Origin of the sequence: uncultured Rhodococcus sp. (assembly GCF_963525155.1) — a bacterium.
Lineage (GTDB): Bacteria > Actinomycetota > Actinomycetes > Mycobacteriales > Mycobacteriaceae > Rhodococcus_F > Rhodococcus_F qingshengii.
The window spans coordinates 1-18,477 of record NZ_CAURKP010000107.1 but is presented as its reverse complement, the minus strand read 5'-3'; the positions used below and the strand labels follow the sequence as shown (position 1 = coordinate 18,477).

Here is an 18,477-nt window from a genome sequence, read left to right as displayed (position 1 = left end):
GACCTGCAGCCGCCCAGTGATGTCGGCCCGGGCACCCGCCCACCCAGCCCCTTCTTCGTTCGGACCGTGACCCCGGACGGACGGGTGATCATCCTGAACGACAAGTCGACGACGACCGAACCCGACCTGTCGAAAGATTCCACCAACGGCCCGATCACCGTCGGATCGAGCGACGGTTCGGACGTGAACTGGCGGGTTCTCACGACGGTCCGCGACGGCACGACCACGACTATCGGTGTGCGACTGACGGATAACGAGCAGACCGTCGACGACTTGGTCGGCCTGCAACTCGGCATCGGCCTGGTTGTCCTGCTGATCCTCGGCGGCGCAGCGTATTTCGTGGTTCGTCGGAGCCTCCGTCCGCTTGTCGAAGTGGAGGAAACTGCCGCTGCCATTGCCGCCGGCGACCTTCATCGACGTGTTCCGGAGCGCGATGACCGCACCGAGGTCGGTCGACTGTCCGTGGCGCTCAACGGAATGCTCGCGCAGATTCAGCACGCATTTGCCGCGACCGAGGCTTCGGAGGAATCGGCCCGGCGTTCCGAGGAGAAGATGCGTAGGTTTGTCGGCGACGCGAGCCACGAGTTGCGCACACCCTTGACGACTATTCGTGGGTTCGCCGAGTTGTATCGCCAAGGCGCCATGACTGATACGGAAACGCTGATGAACCGGATCGAGGGCGAGGCGTCGAGGATGGGACTTCTGGTCGAAGATCTGCTCATGCTGGCAAGACTCGACGAACAGCGTCCACTCGAGAACAAGCCTGTGGATCTGCTTGCAGTTGCGGCGGATTCGGTACAGGCGGCGCGAGCGATCGCACCGGATCGAACTGTCGAACTTCAGATGACCGGCGGCCCAGGCCTGCCCGAAGTGCATGGTGACGAGGCCAGACTGCGTCAGGTAGTCGCCAATCTGGTGGGCAACGCGATCAAACACACGCCGCCGGATGCGCAGGTCACCGTTCGTGTCGGTACGACCGAGAACTCCGCGGTGGTCGAGGTTTCGGATACCGGTCAGGGTTTGAGTGACGAGGATGCCGCGCGGATCTTCGAGCGTTTCTACCGCGCCGACACCTCTCGCACCCGTGAGACCGGGGGCGCCGGTCTCGGCCTGTCCATCGTTTCGGCGTTGGTTGCAGCGCACGACGGAACCGTCAGCGTCGAGACCTCCCTCGGGCAGGGGACGACGTTCCGCGTCGAATTGCCGCGTGACCCGAAGGACGACTGACGCCGGATTACCGCAACCGGTCCCCTCAGAAGTAGGTGTGCACCGTACCGACGACGCGGTAATCCGAATCGACCTCGGGAATCAGTGACCACTTGTCGAATGTTGTGCAGGGATGCGAGATTCCGCAACCGAGCAGATCGCCGACCTTCACGTCGAAGTCAGCCGGAACGTCGACGTACGCGTGCTGGTCGTTGAGTGCGGTGATCGTCAGCTCTCGCGCTGATCGGTTGGATCCGTCGCGTCGGCGCCACAGGACTATGGGAAAGCCTGCGTCGGAACCGACATCGCGGCGGCCGAAGCCCAGGATCACCCGTCCGGGTTCAGGTATGGAGAGCACTACGCCCCAGACCTCTGCGGCTCCCTGCAGAGTTCGCGGACCGTCAGCCCACGGCGAAGTTTCGGCATAGAGACCGTGATCATGGGTGATATAGCAACCGCTGCGCAGCACGATGCGTACACCGTTGTCGAGTGCCCACCGTCCGGCCAGTTCGCGCACAACGAGATCGTGAAATGCGCTGCCGCCGAAAGTGACCAGTGGCCTGGGAGCCTTCGCGGAGTTGTTCTCGAAGAGGTTCTCGGCCACACAGATTTCCGTGAAAACCCGCGCGGATTTGAGATACGAATCGACGGAGATACGGCGGGCTGCTACCGAGGCTCCGGGCATCATGCCCTCGAACCCCTCGACTCCGGTGAGTATCAACGAAGGTGCCTGCGATGCTGCGCGTGCGACGTCGAGTGCTTGCTCGACAGTGCGAGCGCCCGCGCGTCCGCTGTCGTAGCCGAGTTCGACGAGAACCCGGATACGGCTGGCCGGTGAGACTTTCGCGATCAACTGTTCCATCAGGCGGACGCTCTCGACCGAGTCCACGAGGGTGGTGACGAAGAAATCGGGGTCGGTGGCCTGGGCGTCGCAGATCCACCGAATACCGGCGGGATCGAGAACCTGGCTGGCGATGATGATGGTGTCCACACCGAACTCACGCAGAATGCGTGCCTGCGCAACGGTTGCGGCTGTCATCGCCCAAGCCCCGGCGTCGAGTTGCCGTCGAACCAGTTCGGGGCTCATCGTGGTCTTCGCGTGAGGCGCCAGATCCACATCGTGATCGGAGCAGAACTGCGCCATGAGGTCGACATTGTGCGCGATCGCTGCACGGTTGAGTGTCATCACGGGTAGCAGGAGGTTGCCGTCGAGTGCCGAGATCCCCAGCGGCTCGAGGTCGGAACCGTCGCGACCTTCGAGGTCGGTGCCGAAGGCCTTGTGCTGCCAACCGATCGGGGGGTTCGCGAAATCCGTCATGGCATCGATTGTGCCGTTGATTGCAGACGATGTGTTCATGTGTGGTGACTTTCTGTCAGAACTATGCAGGTCAGAATGAGATCCGGCTACGAGCGGCGTACCGGGCGACCAGGCAACGCGTCCTGGACCACGACACCGTCTTCGACGACGGGTACTCCGCCGACCAGCACGCGGCTGATACCGGTGGAGGGGCGGGTGCCGTCGATGTACGTGGCGTTGTCGGTGATTCGCTCGGGGTCGAAAACGAGGATGTCCGCGTCGCTACCGGGGCTGATCCGGCCTTTCGTCGCCATCGAGGGAACCGACTCCTCCAGAATCTGCGCAGGGATCAACGAGCAGCGCGCGATGATCTCCGACAGCGACAGCAGTCGACGCTCGCGGTACAGCGTACGAATCGCACGTGCATAGGTGCCGGCGCCGCGGGGGTGGCCGAGCGCCTTCTTCGGCAGTGGCCACTGCAATGCGTCGGCAGGCGAACGGCCGGGCCAGGTCAGTGGCATCGCGTCGCTCGCGATGGCGGCGCGATCGAAAGTCATCGCCCGTTCGAGGAATTCGCGCTGCACGGTGTCGTTCTCGTCGAGGAACTCCACCAGCACCAACCCACCGGGGTCGGTGGCCCGAAGATGTTCCAGCTGCTTGCGGTCCGCGATACGTTCACCGGTGGGTACGAATGTCAGCGACCGTGGTGTCAGATTCATCAGGTGCAGCTTGTCGGGATCGAGAAACGCAGCTCCGACGGCCGTCGACCCGGAACCGTACGGATACGCCTCCGTCGTGACGCGCGATCCGGCTGCCTGAACCTGTGCCACCACCGACAGCGCGTGGTCGACGTGCATTCCCGAGGTGCTGTTGACGTGGCAGTAGTGCATGTGTGCGCCGGTTTCAGCTGCTGCACGGGCGATTTCGACGGCACCATCCACCGGGCTCGACGGATCGGCCGAGATGAGCGGGCGCGCATGGGTATAGGTGGGAACACCGGCTCGGGCCGCGAGATCCGCCACCTGTAGGTACTCCACCGGATCGGATTTCGGCGCGTACCCGACCACCACGCCGATGCCGAGAGCGCCTGCGGCCAGATCGTTTTCGAGGAGTTCGAGAATGTGGGCGCGCTGAGAGGCGGTGGGCTCGCCCTGCCAGCTCGGGGAACCGAGATGGTGCAGGAGCGTTCTGATGTCGCCGTCGGGATCGGCCCCTGAGAGTTCGATCATTCGGGCGTGCGCCCACGACGTCGCGTAGCCGTAGTTGATCGGGCGGCCCTCGGCGCCGGCCCGGGCATATGCCTTTGCAACAGGAATGACGCCGGCTTCCAGTTCGAGGGCCGTCGTGACTCCGTCCAATGCCTGAAGTCGCTGCTCGGCGATTTCCTGTCCGTGGCTGTGCAGGTCGATGAATCCGGGGCAGATGACCTGACCGGTCACGTCGATCGTCTGCCGGGCTTCGATCGCGTCGCGACCCCACGCCGAGACCTTGCCGTCGGTGATCGCGATGCCCCGAACCTCGTCGGTCCCCGATGCGGGATCGACGACGCGGCCGCCGGTGAACACGATGTCGTGGACCTGCATCAGCGCTGCACTCCTGTCGTTGGTCGAACCGCCTGGCCCGGCGAATGTCCCGATGGTTTCACGGCTCGGGTATCGGATTCTGGTGTGAACGTCCCAAATGGAGGCCGACTCACCGTTCGAGCGGACAAGAAACGGATGCGCTCGAGTGTGAAGGTGAAAGCGAAGTTATCAATTCAGCCGATTGAGATCGATGGAGGACAGGAATGCACGTCTATATTTCGGTGGACATGGAGGGTATCGCGGGTATCGCGACGCTCGATCAGACGATCCGCGGCGGTGGCGGCTACCACCGTGCGCAGATGCTCATGACCGCCGAGACCAATGCCGCGATCGCCGGTGCGTTCGACGCCGGTGCGACGAGCGTCCTGGTCAACGACAGCCACGGAACGATGGACAATCTGCTTCACGCCGACCTGGATCCACGGGCGCGTCTGATCTTCGGAACACCGAAGATGCAGTGCATGGCGGAGGGACTGACGTCCGATCACGACGTCGCTCTGTTTGTCGGCTATCACGCACCCGCCGGTGGGCCCGGCGTCCTGGCGCACACGTTCTCGAGCTTGTTCGCCGACGTCCGCCTCGACGGCAAGTCCGTCTCGGAGACCGACGTCAACACCCTCTACGCTGCCACCCAGGGCGTTCCCGTCGGCCTGGTGACGGGTGACGACATCATCTGCGGCTTGGTCGACGCGGCCTCGCCGACAACCGAGACCGTCGAGGTCAAGAAGGCACATGGATGGTCGGCAACCAATTCGCTGCCGCCGTCGCTGGCGTGCGAGCAGATCCGAGCAGGAGCCGAGCGCGCAGTGCGTAAGGCCGACACACTGAAGCCGGTCGAGCTGCGTGACGAATGGACCCTCGAGATCGTTCACCCCACCACTACGGGAGCTGAACTCGCCGAGGCTGTTCCCGGCTCACGACGGATTTCGGATCGTACGATTTCGCACACACTCGGCAGCGTCGACGACATTCTCGGCCTGATCACTGTCAATGCTCGGCTTGCAGCCGCAGGCGTCTCGACGATCGTGGCAGTCGCCAATCGCACGTAGTGAAGTAGCGACTCCATCGCGAAATGCCGCCGACGCCGTGTGCGCCGGCGGCATTTGTCATCTCTTGGGGCAGAACATGTTCCGACCGACCAAACGTTGCTTCGGCTATTGGTGAAACGGACCAATGCGGTAGACGTGTTCGCTGTCACACTTCATCAGTCTTTTCAATGTTCCAGTCCATGCGGCACAAGACAATTCGGGAGGCTTGATGAAGGCGGAACGCGTCACAGTGGAAGGGCCGTCGCGGGCGAGCGACGGTCCGGTTCGAAATATGATGGACAACAGGTCGATTCGTCGTACGACCACCGTTACGGTGGGGCTGCTCAGTACCATCTGGTTGATCGACATGGTGGATCGCGTCATGATCGGGCTTGCGCTTCCGATGATCGGCGACGAATTCTCGCTCAGCAGTACGCAGTTGGGTGGCGTGGTCTCGGTATTCGCGATCTTCTACATGCTCGGGCAGGTCCCCGGCGGAATGTTGGCCGACCGCTTTGGACCCAGGCCCCTGTTGATCGTTGCTTTGATCCTGTGGTCGGTGTTCACAGCGTTGACAGGGTTCGCGTGGGGTCTCGTCTCGCTGATGGTCATGCGTGCGATGTTCGGCATCAGCCAGGGGCTCTTTCCAGCGGCGTCGTTCAAGGCTTTGGCTGAGCGGACGCGTCCGAAAACCAGGGCGACCGCGATGGGTTTCATGCTCGGCGCCAACAACCTCGGCCCCGGCATCGCACCGCTGATCATCGCGCCGGTCCTCATGGCCGTGGGGTGGCGTGACGCGTTCTGGCTGGTGGCGATCGTCGGCGCAGTGATCGGCACGGTGGTGTGGTTGGTGCTGCCCGCACCGTTGGACACGGAAATCTCGGAAGATCCGGAGGCAGCCTTGCAACCTCTGGCGAGCGAGCACTCTCGCGCCGCCGTGTTCAAGTCCGCGTCGGTGTGGAAGTTCGCGATTCTGTTCTGCCTGGCCAACATGTCCGCGTACGGGCTGATGACCTGGGTGCCGAGTTATCTGCTCAACGACAAGGGACTCTCGCTGATCGACACGGGAATCTTTGCCGCAATTCCCTTCATCGTCACGGCGCTGGCCACGATTGTGGGCGGGCGGTTGGTGGACAAGTACTTCCACGACCGGGCCAGGATCCTTCTGGTTCCGTGTATGGCCACGTCGGCAGTCCTGTTGTTCCTGATGACCACCGCTGACACCGTCGCGATGTTCACGTTCTACGAGACGTTGGCTCTAGGCATCAGCGGTCTGTGTTCGATGTCGATCTTCGCGATGCCGTTGCGGGCACTTCCGGCCGAATTCCTCGGTTCCGGAATGGGTTTGATCAACGGTTGTGGTCAGTTCGCCGGTTTCATCACCCCGCTCGTGATGGGATGGATGGTGGACCAGTTCTCGTACATGGCTGCATTCGGAGTCCTGGTCGGAGCGACGAGCGCTGCCGCATTGGTGGCCATGATCGTTCCGCAGACCCCGGCGAAATTCTGACAAGGAGACCGAAGATGTCGGCAACGGACGGCACACGAAAGATCGAAGACGACGTCGTCACCGATTTTTCCGGGAAGATGAGTTACGGGGCCTACCTCGGACTCGACACCCTCCTGGATTCGCAGCACCCGGTGAGCGAGCCGGAACACCACGACGAACTCTTGTTCATCATTCAGCACCAGACCAGCGAGTTGTGGCTCAAGCTGTTTCTCCACGAGATTCGGGCGGCCAGAGCAGCGATCGCTGCCGACGACATTCGGGTTGCGTTCAAGCGGATCGCACGTGTCAAACACATTCAGGCCACCTTGACCGAGCAGTGGTCGGTGCTGGCGACACTGACGCCGGCGGAGTATGCGGAGTTCAGGGGCGTTCTCGGCAACTCGTCGGGGTTCCAGTCGTACCAGTACCGCGCCGTGGAATTCGTGCTCGGAAACAAGAACGCGGGCATGCTGAAGGTGTTCGAATCGGATCCGTCCGCCCATCGATTGTTGGAGACCCTGCTCGGGGAGCCGACACTGTACGACGAGTTCTGGCGGTACCTGTCCAGGCAGGGGTACGACGTTCCGGCGTCGGCTCTCGAACGAGACGTCAGCGCGCCCTACGTGCGAAACGACGAACTGATTCCGCTGGTCAAGGCAATCTACGAGAACGTCGAACAGCACTGGACGGCGTACGAGGCGTTCGAGGAGTTGGTCGACCTCGAGGAGAGCTTTCAGCTGTGGCGGTTCCGGCACCTTCGGACGGTGCTGCGGGTGATCGGCATGAAGAAGGGGACCGGCGGTTCGAGTGGTGGTGCCGGCTTCCTGCAACGTGCGCTGGAGTTGAGCTTCTTTCCCGAGCTGTTTGCCGCCCGAACAGAGATCGGTACCTGACACACCTGCTTGATGACACCCAGCTGTTCGTGACACACGACGAATCCGAGCCCGAAGGACAGGAGTCTTGGACAAGATCCGACAGGGTCGCTTCGACCAAGCTTGACTGCGAAGTTGCAAGTCGGTGACAGGAGAGCGTCGGAGTGGACAAGAAATCAATGGTGGCAGACCTGGCGGCGTTGGTAACCGCCGAGTCGCCCAGTTCCGATCTCGGCGCAGTCGATGCATGTGCGGACGTGGTGGCCGACATCGGCGAACGCCACCTCGGAAGCACCCCCGAACGTATCCGCATCGACGGGCGCCAGCACTTGCGTTGGTCGTTCGGCGCGGAGCCGAAGGTGATGCTCCTGGGCCATTTCGACACCGTCTGGCCGCTCGGAACGCTCGCGGAGTTGCCCTGGTCTGTCACCGACAACATCGCCACCGGACCCGGAGTCTTCGACATGAAGGCCGGCATCGTCCAGCTCTTCCACGCGCTCGCATCGCTTCCGTCGCTCGACGGGGTGGTCGTGCTCCTCAATTCCGACGAGGAAATCGGCTCCCCGACCTCGCGCGCACTGATCGAGGAGCAAGCACGTCAGGTCGACGCGGTGCTGGTCCTCGAAGCCGCAGCCGACGGCGCAGTGAAGACCGCGCGCAAGGGTATGTCGCTGTACTGCGTCGACATCGAGGGACGCGCTGCACACGCCGGACTGGAACCGGAACGAGGTGTGAACGCTGTAGTGGAGCTCGCACATCAGATTCAGGCCGTGGTGGAGCTCGCGGACCCGGCGGCGGGAACGTCGGTGGTTCCGTCCGTGATCAGTGGCGGCACGACCACCAATACTGTTGCAGCGCAAGCGCAACTGTGGTGTGACGTTCGCATGTGGTCGGCGAAGGAACAGGAACGCATCGACCGTTCGATCCGTGCACTGACACCGGCGCTGGCCGAAAGTCGAATTTCGGTGTCCGGAGGCCCCAACCGTGGACCACTGGAATCAGTGTCTTCGGAGAAGCTGTACTTTCTCGCTCACCAGGTCAGCAGTGAGAGCGGCTTGGGGATGCTGCGCGACTGCGCCGTCGGCGGTGCATCGGACGGAAATTTCACCGCTGCAGTCGGAACTCCCACGTTGGACGGCCTCGGTGCCGTCGGCGGTGGCGCCCACGCAGCGACAGAACACGTAGAGATAGATCAGATGATCCCGCGCGCCACCTTGTTGGCCGGTCTGGTGACTCGAATCCTGGAGGGAGGACTGTGACTATGACGTCGCCGAACAATGTCCAACGCAAGACCGTTCAACCATTCGGAGGTGTATCGCCTTCACGGATGCGGCAAGCAATCAGCCAAGCCGAGCAGGCCGCCCTGCTTGCATGTGTGACTATCGAAACCGTCACCGGGCATGCCGAGTTGGAACAGGTATTCGGTCTGTTCGAGAAGGTATGGCAGCCGGAGAGCGGTAACCCTCCCGTCCATCGGGACATGATGAAAGCGCTCGCACACTCCGGTAACTACGTCGCCGGCGCGTTTCGTGGCGGAGACTTGATCGGCGGCTCGGTTGCATTCTTCGAGGAACCGCAACATCGTTCTTTGCATTCGCACATCACGGGGATCCTCCCGAACGTGCAGAACGGGCACATCGGCCTCGCGTTGAAACTGTTCCAGCGAGCGTGGGCACTGGAACGGGGAATTCTCCACGTGCGGTGGACTTTCGACCCGCTCGTCGCACGCAATGCCTACTTCAACGTCTCGAAACTCGGTGCGCTCCCGATCCAGTATCTGCCGCGTTTCTACGCGCCGATGAACGACAGTCTCAACGGCGGCGCAGACAGCGACCGATTGCTGATCGACTGGGAAATCGGTAGCAGCAAGGTTTCCGACGTCGTCGCCGGTTCGGGAGAGGTCCCGACTCCCGAGTCGTTGGGAGCGAGCGAACTGTTGTCGATCTCCGAAGCCGGCCTGCCCGTGTTGAAGTCGACCAAGAATCGATTCGTCACGGTGGCTACACCGAATGACGTGTACACACTGCGTAAGTCGGACCCGGCGGCGGCGAACGACTGGCGCCTGGCAGTCCGCGAGACTCTCGGGGGTGTGCTCGCCGAGAACGGAGTGGTTCTCGCAGTCACCAGGACCGGAAAGTACGTGCTGGACCGTGCGCCGGGAACACAGGCAGGCAGGACAACAGCGGAGGTTACATCGTGAAGATCGACGGAGTTGAATTACGCCGGGCGGCAATGCCGTTGAAAGCGCCGTTCCGTACCTCGTTCGGCACCGAGACCACCAAGGACGTGTTGTTCGTCAAGGTGGTCACCTCGGAGTCGGAGGGCTGGGGCGAGTGCGTGGCGATGTCCGAGCCTCGCTACTGTTCCGAATACACGGACGGCGCCGCCGAAGTCCTTCGTAAGTTCCTGATTCCGTCTCTGGGTCAACTCACCGATCCCGACGTGCACGCACTGAGCGCGACGATGAAACAGTTCGCCGGGCACCCCATGGCCAAAGCGGCACTGGAAACCGCATTTCTCGACGCCGAGTTACGGGCTGCCGGGACGAGCATGTCTTCGTACCTGGGCGCGGTAGTCGATCGCGTACCCGCGGGTGTCTCGGTGGGTATCAAGAATTCGATCGACGAACTGCTAGAGGAGGTAGGCGGGTTCCTCGATGCCGGATACCTGCGCATCAAACTGAAGATCGAACCGGGCTGGGACATCGAGCCGGTTCGCGCCGTCCGCGAGAGGTTCGGCGACGACGTACTCCTCCAGGTCGACGCGAACACCGCGTACACCCTGGCTGACGCCCGTCATCTCCAGCGGCTCGACGACTTCGACCTCCTGCTGATCGAGCAGCCGCTTCCCGAAGAGGAACTGCGCGGCCACGCCAGGCTGGCCGAGATGATGCGGACGCCGGTCTGCCTCGACGAGTCGATCACCTCCGCGAAGGTCACGGCCGACGCGCTGGCCATCGGTGCGTGCAGCGTGGTGAACATCAAACCGGGACGTGTGGGCGGTTATCTGGAATCGCGTCGTATCCACGACGTCTGCAAGGCCAACGGAATTGCCGTGTGGTGCGGCGGAATGCTCGAGACCGGAATCGGCAGGGCCGCCAACGTCGCGCTTGCCGCGCTCCCTGGATTTGTCCTACCAGGCGATACATCGGCTTCCGACCGGTACTTCGCCGAAGACATCACCGAGCCGTTCGTACTCGACAACGGTTACGTGAAGGTTCCGGAAAGACCGGGTATCGGCGTCGAACCGATCCCCGACCTGCTCGAAGCAATTACCACGTCGGTCGAATGGATCGGCATGGATCGGCTTTGACGAATCACTATGACACACTTCGTTCACAGGACGAAGGAGTGATAGACGTGGGCACCGTACGACCTCGCATCAGTTTGGTGCGGCTTCTCGAAGACGTGGGAACTACGGTGCTGAATCCGGTTGTCGGCGACCCGGAGGCGGTTCAGGAGATCGCCTCGGTGGTCATTCACGACCCCGACGACGACTCACCCTCGACACCGGACTCCATGGTGCTGCTCGTCGGCGTCACCGGAGGCGAACGTATCGCGGAGTCCGTGGCCGGCCTGGCCGAGCGCGGAGTACGCGTGGTGGTCGCGCGAGTGACCACCGAGGTCAGCGATGCGGACCGCGAATCCGTCATCGCCTCGGGCGTCGTGCTGTTGGCCTTGGCGCGTGGAGTCTCGTGGGTTCAGCTGACAAGCCTGCTTCATTCGGTGCTCTCGGCCCGAAACGAAGTCGGGCACATCCACTCACGCGGAGGTGGCCCGGCCGGCGATCTGTTCGCCTTCGCCAACGCTGTCAGCGCACTTCTCGATGCGCCGATCACGATCGAGGACCGAAGCTCACGGGTCATCGCCTTCTCCGGCCGCCAGGAAGAAGGAGACGGTCCACGTATCGCGACCGTTCTGGAGCGGCAAGTTCCTGACCAGTACATTCGAGTGCTCGAAGAGGCCGGGGTCTTCGACCGGCTCTATCGCAGCGAAGATCCGGTGTGGGTCTCGGCCGAGACCCTCGGTACCAAAATGGGTCGTATCGCCGTGTCCATCAGAGCCGGCGACGAGTTCCTCGGCTCCATGTGGGTGGCAACCGGTGAGCCGATGTCCGACGACCGGATGCGTGCTCTGCGCGATTCAGCCGGGTTGATCGCGCTGCAGATGTTGCGGTTGCGCGGCGGCGCCGACGCCGAGCGCCGACTGCGCGCAGACCTGATCGCAACCCTTCTCGACGGTGGGTCAGGTGCGGTCGACGCGATGAATCGCCTTGGCCTCGGGACCGGCCCCGCACTCGTGATGGCTTTGGGTCGTAGGTCTTTCGAAGGATCGTCGAAGCCGGACGATGCCGCCCACGTGGTGCGACTGACCGACGCTCTGGCCATGCACCTCGGCGCCGTCCACTCGCAGTCGGCGGCAGCCTTGGTCAACGGAACCGGCTACGCGGTGCTGTCTGTGCGAGGGCATTCCCCGGCCGAAGCCGAGTTGCAGGCGTTCCGTGTGGCCTCGGACTTCCTGGACCGCACCGGAGCGTCCGGCGACACGATCATCGGGATCGGCCGGGTCGTGACCAGACCGGCGCAGCTGAGCCGATCGAAGCGCGACGCCGAACATGCCCTCGAAGTGTTGTTGGCGGGACGAGCGTCGGGCAGCGTCGCCACCTTCAGTAGCGTCCACGTCGATGCCATCCTGTTGGAGATCGCGTCGGAAGCTGCAGCCGAAGGGTTCTCGGACCTCGGACCGATCGAGGCGATCGCCAGCCACGACGCCGCTCATGCGACCTCGTTCGTGGACACTCTCGATGCGTGGCTCAACGCGTTCGGTGATGTCGGTGACGCCGCGGCGTCATTGCACGTGCACCCCAACACCTTTCGGTATCGCCTCAGCAAGTTGAAGGGTATGGCCGCGTTGGATCTCGACGACCCCAACGTCCGCTTCCGGTTGATGGTGCATCTTCGTCTGCGCGGTCCACGCTAGCTCGAAAGCCGAAAAATGCGGGTCGCACTGATTTCTCAGCGCGACCCGCATTCTTTGTCAGTGGGTTCAGATCAGCTGTTGTTGCGAAGTGCTTCGACAGCGATGCGGCCGACGGTTCCGATGGAGGCGTCGATCTTCGGGGCGCGGTGGGTGAGCTCGTGGGACTTGGTGAAGACACCGACGGCGTAACGCTTGCCGTCCGGGTACGCCACGACGCCGGCTTCGTTTCGTACCAGTCCCAGCGTTCCGGTCTTGGCGGCGACAGTGACCTCGTCGGGGAAACCGGACGAAAGGCGGTGCGGCCAGACCTGCTTGCTCATGATGGTTCGGACCTCTTCACAAGCCGATGCGGGGCCGGCTTCGTCCCTCCAGATTGCAGCCAGCAACATTGTGATCTCACGAGGAGTACTGGAATTGGAGCGGGCGGGATCCATGACGGAAATTGTCCGAAGAATTTCGATGGGGGGCATTTCCAGCAAGGTGCCCTTGTCGACGCCGAGGTCGTCGTAGACCGTCTTGAAGAGGCCTCGGCAGTCACGGACCAAGTTGGTCTTCTCCAAACCGAGCCCGCGCAGCGTTGCGACGATGTTGTCGAGTCCGAGACGCTCGTACAAGAAATCCGTGGCGGCGTTGTCGCTGAAGCTCATCATGAGCAGAGCGAGGTCTCGCCAGCTTGCAGTCACGTCGTCGGCGCAGCCGCCGATACCGATGCCGCCGGAGCGGAACTCGGCGGTCACCGTGGCGTGCTCGGTCGGATCAAGGGTGCCTGCCGCTACTTCACGGGCATACTGAAGCACAACAGGAATCTTGAAAACGGAGGCGAGGATGACACCTTCGTCCGCGCCGTAGCCGAACTCTTCGCCGGAATCGATGTCGCGTGCGTGGACGTAGGCATCGGTCTTCGCTTCGGCGAGTACAGCAGCGATCTCCTGCTGTGCGCTCTCAACGTACGTGGCGGTTTCGGTCATTCGAGAAGCCCTTTCGTCGGTATCCATGTATCTGGGTTATTCGTGGATCTGACGATAGTGAGTCGACGACGGGGGGTCTTGTACGAATCGACGAAGGTTGGCGCACGGTTCGGTGCTGTTGCGCCGAATCATCCGGGCGTCGGGGTGTTCTCCGGATCAGGACGCATAAGTTTCGAGGCGACATCCGACCAGTTCGGCGACGGCGCTGCGTCGCTTGTCGGAGACCACGCCTGCCAACAGGAGGGTGAACAATTCGTCGATACGGTCGTTCAAATCGCTTCGTCTGGTGAGAACGTTCGAAACCAGTTGAACGCCGGTGAATGCCGAGATCACCACGCGACCCACCGATTCCGGCTCCACATCGTCGCGGATGTCGCCTTCGAGCTTCGCGGCCTCGGCCAGTTTTCGAAGCTCGCGGATCCACGCGACGTACGGGCCTTGCGAACCGTCGGCAGAGGCCAACTCGAGGGTAAGTCGGATTCCCGCACGAACAATAGGCTCTGCGACGAGTTGGCGGCCCATCTCGTGGCACACCATGACGAGCTGTTCCAGTGCCGGTGCGCCTGTGGCTGCAACTGCGGTGAAGGCACTGATCGAGATCTGGTGCTGTTCTTCGATCACCGCCTGAGCCAGTTCGTCTTTGGACGAGAAGTGAAAATAGACCGCGCCCTTGGTCATCTGCGCCGCGGACACGATGTCATTCATGCTCGTGCTGCCGTACCCCGTGACTTCGAACCGATCAGCAGCACCTTGAAGAATCTGTCGGCGACTGATCTTGGCACGTTCCTGCATTGCTCCCTTGTCCTCCGACTGTTAACACGTGAACCAGTTTTAGGGCCCTAGGTCCCGGACCAGCGACCCACGGTAGCAGCGAATCTCGTGCTCGCGCGACAGCGCGAAACGGACTGTTCGGTGTGCAATCGCAGGTCACGGTCGGTAGGAGCGACAAATGCGACCGCCGCAACCTCCGTTGGAGGCTGCGGCGGGGAGTCCAGTTATCGGCCAGCGAAATTCGGTCGAAGGTATGCGATCAACGAGTCGAGACAGTTGCCTCGAAGCCGAGGTCGCGTAGCGCCGACTTGAGTTTGGTCTGTGCCTCGTCGAGAGATTCGGGTGACGGCGAGGTGTCGGCGCCACTGATGTCGAAGTTCCCCATGTCGTATGCGGGGAAAACATGAACGTGAAGATGCGGAACTTCCAGACCTGCGATGAGGAGACCCGACCGAGGCGCGTCGAACGCCTTCCGCACGGCTTGGCCGAGGTTGCGGGCAACAGCGGTGACCTTGGCAAAGAGTTCAGGATCCACGTCCTGCCACTGATCGACCTCGGCTCGCGGAACCACAAGCACGTGGCCCTGCGTTACCGGCGCGATGGTCAAGAACGCGACGACGTCCTCGTCCTCCCACACGAAACGTCCTGGTAGATCCCCGTTGATGATGGCACTGAAGACTGAAGGCATACCCCGAGATTAGCCCGCGTCCGGTTGCCAGGAAACTCCCAGGCTGGACGCAGGTTCGTCGGAGCCGGCCCGACAAATCTAGGACGCATGACGACAGAAGCCATGCAGACCGCGGGCAGCACGGACGCAGAGGAGGTCTCCGCGACGACTGTAGTGCTGGACGTGGTCGTCCCGGTATACAACGAAGAGGCAGGCCTCGAGACGTGCGTGCGGCGCCTGCGCCGGCATTTACGCACGCAGGTGCCATTCTCTGCACGAATTACCATCGCGGACAACGCCAGTGTCGACGGCACGTTGGCACTCGCACGTTCCCTCGCCGAAGAATTCGACGACGTCCGGGTCGTCCACCTGGATGCGAAGGGTCGTGGTCGAGCACTGCGGCAGGTATGGAGCGACTCCGATGCCGACGTGGTCGCGTACATGGACGTCGACCTCTCGACCGACCTCAACGCCCTGATGCCGTTGATTGCTCCGTTGCTCTCCGGACACTCGGACATCGCCATCGGTTCCCGGCTGGCACGATCGTCCCGCGTGGTGCGCGGCCCCAAGCGTGAGTTCATCTCACGTAGCTACAACCTCATCCTCCGAAGCGCACTGCATGCTCGCTTCTCCGACGCCCAGTGCGGATTCAAAGCCATGCGCGTCGATGTTGCACGGCAACTACTTCCGCTGGTGGAGGACACCGGGTGGTTCTTCGATACCGAATTGCTGGTGCTGGCCGAGCGAGCGGGCATGCGGATTCACGAGGTCCCTGTCGACTGGGTGGACGACCCGGACAGTCGGGTGGACATCATTGCCACGGCAGTTGCCGACCTCAAAGGTGTGGTCCGTGTCGGGCGAGCACTGTCTACCGGTTCCCTTCCACTGGCCGAGCTCAGGGCAAGTTTCGGACGTGAACCGTTGGTTCCCGGAGTTCCACGAGGAATGGTCGGGCAGCTCTCACGCTTTGCCGTGGTGGGAGTCATTTCGACGCTCGCGTACGCGCTGCTCTACCTCGCTCTGCACTCGATCATGGGTGCGCAGTGGGCCAACGCCGTCGCATTGCTGGTGACCGCGGTATTCAACACCGCCGCCAACCGGGCCTTCACCTTCGGGATCCGAGGGTCGGAAGGATCCGCTCGTCACCAGATGCAGGGCCTGCTCGTGTTCGGGTTCGGTCTACTGCTCACCAGCGGATCGTTGTTCGTGCTCGACGTCATGGCGCCCGACGCTTCCAAGCACGTGGAGCTTGCCGTACTCGTCATTGCCAATCTTGTTGCCACAGTGAGTCGATTCATCGCACTGCGCTGGGTGTTTCGCACCGCACAATCCGTAGGAGCCAATCGATGACCGCCACTGCAGAGACACTCGCCGCGCCGCTGCCGGCGCCGGAACCGCAACGTCAGGTGCGCTGGGAACCGTGGGCACTGGGAGTGTTGTTGGTGGGCACCGGAGTCGCCTACATCTGGGGCCTGGGTGCATCCGGATGGGCCAACTCGTTCTATGCCGCTGCGGTACAGGCAGGTTCGGTGTCGTGGAAGGCTTTCTTCTTCGGCTCCTCGGACGCTGCAAACTCGATCACCGTCGACAAGCCGCCCATGTCCCTGTGGTTGATGTCGCTGTCGGTTCGCATCTTCGGACTCAATTCCTGGGCGATGTTGGTGCCGCAGGCACTCCTCGGGGTCGGATCGGTTGCACTGTTGTGGGGAACGGTTCGACGGTATTTCGGTGCGGCCGCCGGCCTCCTCGCGGGCCTGGTACTTGCGCTCACACCCGTAGCGGCGCTGATGTTCCGGTTCAACAACCCGGATGCTCTGCTGGTGCTCCTGATGATCGCAGCAGTGTGGGCGATGATGCGCGCCGTGCAGGACGGCCGCACCCGCTGGCTCGTGTTGGTCGGTATCTTCTGCGGATTCGGTTTCCTGACAAAGCAATTACAGGTCATGTTGGTGGTTCCACCGCTGGCGCTCACCTATCTGATCGCCGGACCGCCGAAACTGGGTAAGCGCGTACTCCAACTGTTCGCGGCACTGGGCGGACTGATCGTCTCCGCCGGATGGTGGTTGGCAATCGTCGAACTGTGGCCGGCCGACTCGCGTCCGTGGATCGGTGGTTCACAGAACAATTCGATTCTCGAACTGACGCTCGGCTACAACGGGCTCGGGCGCTTGAGCGGCAACGAGACCGGAAGCGTCGGCGGCGGAATGCGCGGTGCTGGTGATGCTGCGGCCGGCGCTGCTGCGGGCGGTTTCCCCGGCATGGGCGAGGCCGCAGGTGGTATGGCCGGGGGAGGTATGGCACCAGGTGGTGGGGCCGGCGGTGGTATGTGGGGGAGTACCGGCATTACCCGACTGTTCGAATCGGCCCAGGGCGGACAGATCGCCTGGTTGATTCCTGCTGCACTGATACTTCTGGTGGCTGGAATCGTGCTGCGAGGCAAGGCACCCCGCGCTGACACACAGCGTGCGTCATTCATCGTCTGGGGGCTCTGGCTGTTGGTGACCGGACTGACCTTCAGTTTCATGGCGGGAATCTTCCACGCCTACTACACCGTTGCGCTGGCGCCGGCGATCGCCGCGCTGATCGGTTCAGGATCGGTAGTGGCGTGGCGTCATCGTGACGTCCTCTGGGTTCGCATCATTCTGGCGGTGTCCTTGGCCGCAACCGTCGCGATGGCGTGGGTACTGCTCGGACGCTCGCCTACGTTCGTACCGTGGCTTCGCTGGACCATTCTGGTGGTCGGCATCGTCAGTGCCGTGGCAGTGCTGATTCCGGCAGTGACGCGAGGTCGATTGGCTGTGGCAGTGATTCTCGCAGCGATCTTCACCGGTCTGGCAGGTCCGACTGCATACGCGATCGACACGATCAACACTCCGCATACCGGTTCCATAGTTTCGGCCGGACCGAGTGTCGAAGGTGGAATGGGCGGGCCCGGCGGTGGCCGCGGAGGATTCGGCGGATTCGGTGGCACGGCTGATGGCGGTAACCGTCGGACTGACGGGGCTGGGACCGGAATGCCGGGCACGCCCCCTGCGGGAATGGGTCAGATACCCGGTGGTGCAACAGTTCCGGGCGGTACCACGCCGACCACCGACGGAACGCGAGGCGCAATGGGAGGCGGTGCCGGTGGTCTACTGCAGGGCAGCACGCCGGGAGCCGCTGTTGTGTCCACACTCGAAGAGAACTCCGACCAGTTCACGTGGGTAGCCGCGGCAATCGGGTCCAACAGCGCCTCGGGTTATCAGCTTGCGACGCAGTCACCAGTCATGGCTATCGGAGGGTTCAACGGGAGCGATCCGTCGCCGACGCTCGCGCAGTTCCAGCAGTACGTGGCAGAGGGCAAGATTCACTTCTTCATCGCCGGCGGTGGGATGGGTGGCGGTATGAACGCCGAAGGCACCGCTACCGCTATCTCGACGTGGGTGACCGAAAACTTCACCGCCACAACGGTGGACGGGGTGACCCTCTACGACTTGACGGTTGCAGGCTGACCATAATGAACGCACGCCAGGTCCGCATCGGAGGTGCTTCTCCGATGCGAACCTGGCGTGAAGTTGTATGTCTGAGGTTCGTCCTCAGGTTTTGAAGGTGGTGTTCGCCGGCCTGGGTTGCTGACC

General features: G+C 62.6%; 15 protein-coding genes. 10 read left to right on the top strand and 5 right to left on the bottom strand.

The window, feature by feature from the left end; all coding sequences use genetic code 11:
* Positions 1 to 1,227, top strand: a 1,227-nt coding sequence (locus tag RWT78_RS19545; protein WP_314677468.1) for a HAMP domain-containing sensor histidine kinase, incomplete at its 5' end; no start/stop codon positions are given.
* A gap of 25 nt (positions 1,228 to 1,252) precedes the next feature.
* On the opposite strand, the gene RWT78_RS19540 is transcribed toward RWT78_RS19545, so the two are convergent.
* Both RWT78_RS19540 and RWT78_RS19535 read right to left on the bottom strand, forming a co-directional pair.
* Positions 1,253 to 2,524, bottom strand: a complete 1,272-nt coding sequence (locus RWT78_RS19540; RefSeq protein WP_234550787.1) for an alanine racemase — start codon at positions 2,522 to 2,524, stop codon at positions 1,253 to 1,255.
* 86 nt (positions 2,525 to 2,610) lie between these two features.
* Entirely contained in the window at positions 2,611 to 4,086 is a 1,476-nt protein-coding gene (locus tag RWT78_RS19535; RefSeq protein ID WP_064443145.1) for an amidohydrolase family protein, read from the bottom strand.
* A 203-nt stretch (positions 4,087 to 4,289) separates the two neighbouring features.
* Between RWT78_RS19535 and RWT78_RS19530 the strand changes: the two genes are divergently transcribed.
* The 7 genes from RWT78_RS19530 to RWT78_RS19500 all read left to right on the top strand — a co-directional run bounded on the left by RWT78_RS19530 (position 4,290) and on the right by RWT78_RS19500 (position 12,454).
* Positions 4,290 to 5,135 carry a M55 family metallopeptidase gene (locus RWT78_RS19530; RefSeq protein WP_007734371.1) on the top strand — a complete coding sequence of 282 codons (846 nt, stop codon included), beginning with the start codon at positions 4,290 to 4,292 and terminating at the stop codon, positions 5,133 to 5,135.
* Between the two features lie 208 nt (positions 5,136 to 5,343).
* Positions 5,344 to 6,624 (top strand): MFS transporter, encoded by a 1,281-nt coding sequence (locus tag RWT78_RS19525; RefSeq protein ID WP_037132270.1) that lies wholly within the window; start codon positions 5,344 to 5,346, stop codon positions 6,622 to 6,624.
* Positions 6,625 to 6,638: 14 nt separating this feature from the next.
* On the top strand, positions 6,639 to 7,496 hold the full coding sequence (locus RWT78_RS19520) for a tryptophan 2,3-dioxygenase (RefSeq protein WP_003945883.1): 858 nt from the start codon (positions 6,639 to 6,641) through the stop codon (positions 7,494 to 7,496).
* Between the two features lie 143 nt (positions 7,497 to 7,639).
* Positions 7,640 to 8,734 (top strand): M20 family metallopeptidase, encoded by a 1,095-nt coding sequence (locus RWT78_RS19515; protein ID WP_314677462.1) that lies wholly within the window; start codon positions 7,640 to 7,642, stop codon positions 8,732 to 8,734.
* Between the two features lie 68 nt (positions 8,735 to 8,802).
* Positions 8,803 to 9,675, top strand: coding sequence for a GNAT family N-acetyltransferase (locus RWT78_RS19510; protein WP_314677459.1), 873 nt, complete (start codon positions 8,803 to 8,805; stop codon positions 9,673 to 9,675).
* Positions 9,672 to 10,787 (top strand): o-succinylbenzoate synthase, encoded by a 1,116-nt coding sequence (gene menC / locus RWT78_RS19505; protein WP_314677456.1) that lies wholly within the window; start codon positions 9,672 to 9,674, stop codon positions 10,785 to 10,787. Before RWT78_RS19510 ends, menC begins: the two co-directional genes overlap by 4 nt.
* Before the next feature lie 47 nt (positions 10,788 to 10,834).
* Positions 10,835 to 12,454 (top strand): helix-turn-helix domain-containing protein, encoded by a 1,620-nt coding sequence (locus RWT78_RS19500; protein WP_314677453.1) that lies wholly within the window; start codon positions 10,835 to 10,837, stop codon positions 12,452 to 12,454.
* Between the two features lie 71 nt (positions 12,455 to 12,525).
* Here the strand turns inward: RWT78_RS19500 and RWT78_RS19495 are convergent, their stop codons facing one another.
* From RWT78_RS19495 to RWT78_RS19485, 3 genes are all read right to left on the bottom strand, one after another.
* On the bottom strand, positions 12,526 to 13,422 hold the full coding sequence (locus tag RWT78_RS19495; protein WP_007734380.1) for a serine hydrolase: 897 nt from the start codon (positions 13,420 to 13,422) through the stop codon (positions 12,526 to 12,528).
* Between the two features lie 156 nt (positions 13,423 to 13,578).
* The gene (locus tag RWT78_RS19490) at positions 13,579 to 14,214 is read right to left on the bottom strand and encodes a ScbR family autoregulator-binding transcription factor (protein WP_007734383.1); all 636 of its coding nucleotides are present in this window, start codon (positions 14,212 to 14,214) and stop codon (positions 13,579 to 13,581) included.
* A gap of 238 nt (positions 14,215 to 14,452) precedes the next feature.
* A complete protein-coding gene (locus RWT78_RS19485; protein WP_042449536.1) occupies positions 14,453 to 14,881 on the bottom strand; it encodes an HIT family protein in 429 nt (142 codons plus the stop codon).
* 87 nt (positions 14,882 to 14,968) lie between these two features.
* Between RWT78_RS19485 and RWT78_RS19480 the strand changes: the two genes are divergently transcribed.
* Positions 14,969 to 16,210: a glycosyltransferase gene (locus tag RWT78_RS19480; RefSeq protein ID WP_007734387.1), complete on the top strand. Its 1,242-nt coding sequence runs from the start codon at positions 14,969 to 14,971 to the stop codon at positions 16,208 to 16,210.
* Positions 16,207 to 18,351 carry a glycosyltransferase family 39 protein gene (locus RWT78_RS19475; protein WP_314677447.1) on the top strand — a complete coding sequence of 715 codons (2,145 nt, stop codon included), beginning with the start codon at positions 16,207 to 16,209 and terminating at the stop codon, positions 18,349 to 18,351. Before RWT78_RS19480 ends, RWT78_RS19475 begins: the two co-directional genes overlap by 4 nt.
* The last annotated feature ends 126 nt before the right edge of the window (positions 18,352 to 18,477 follow it).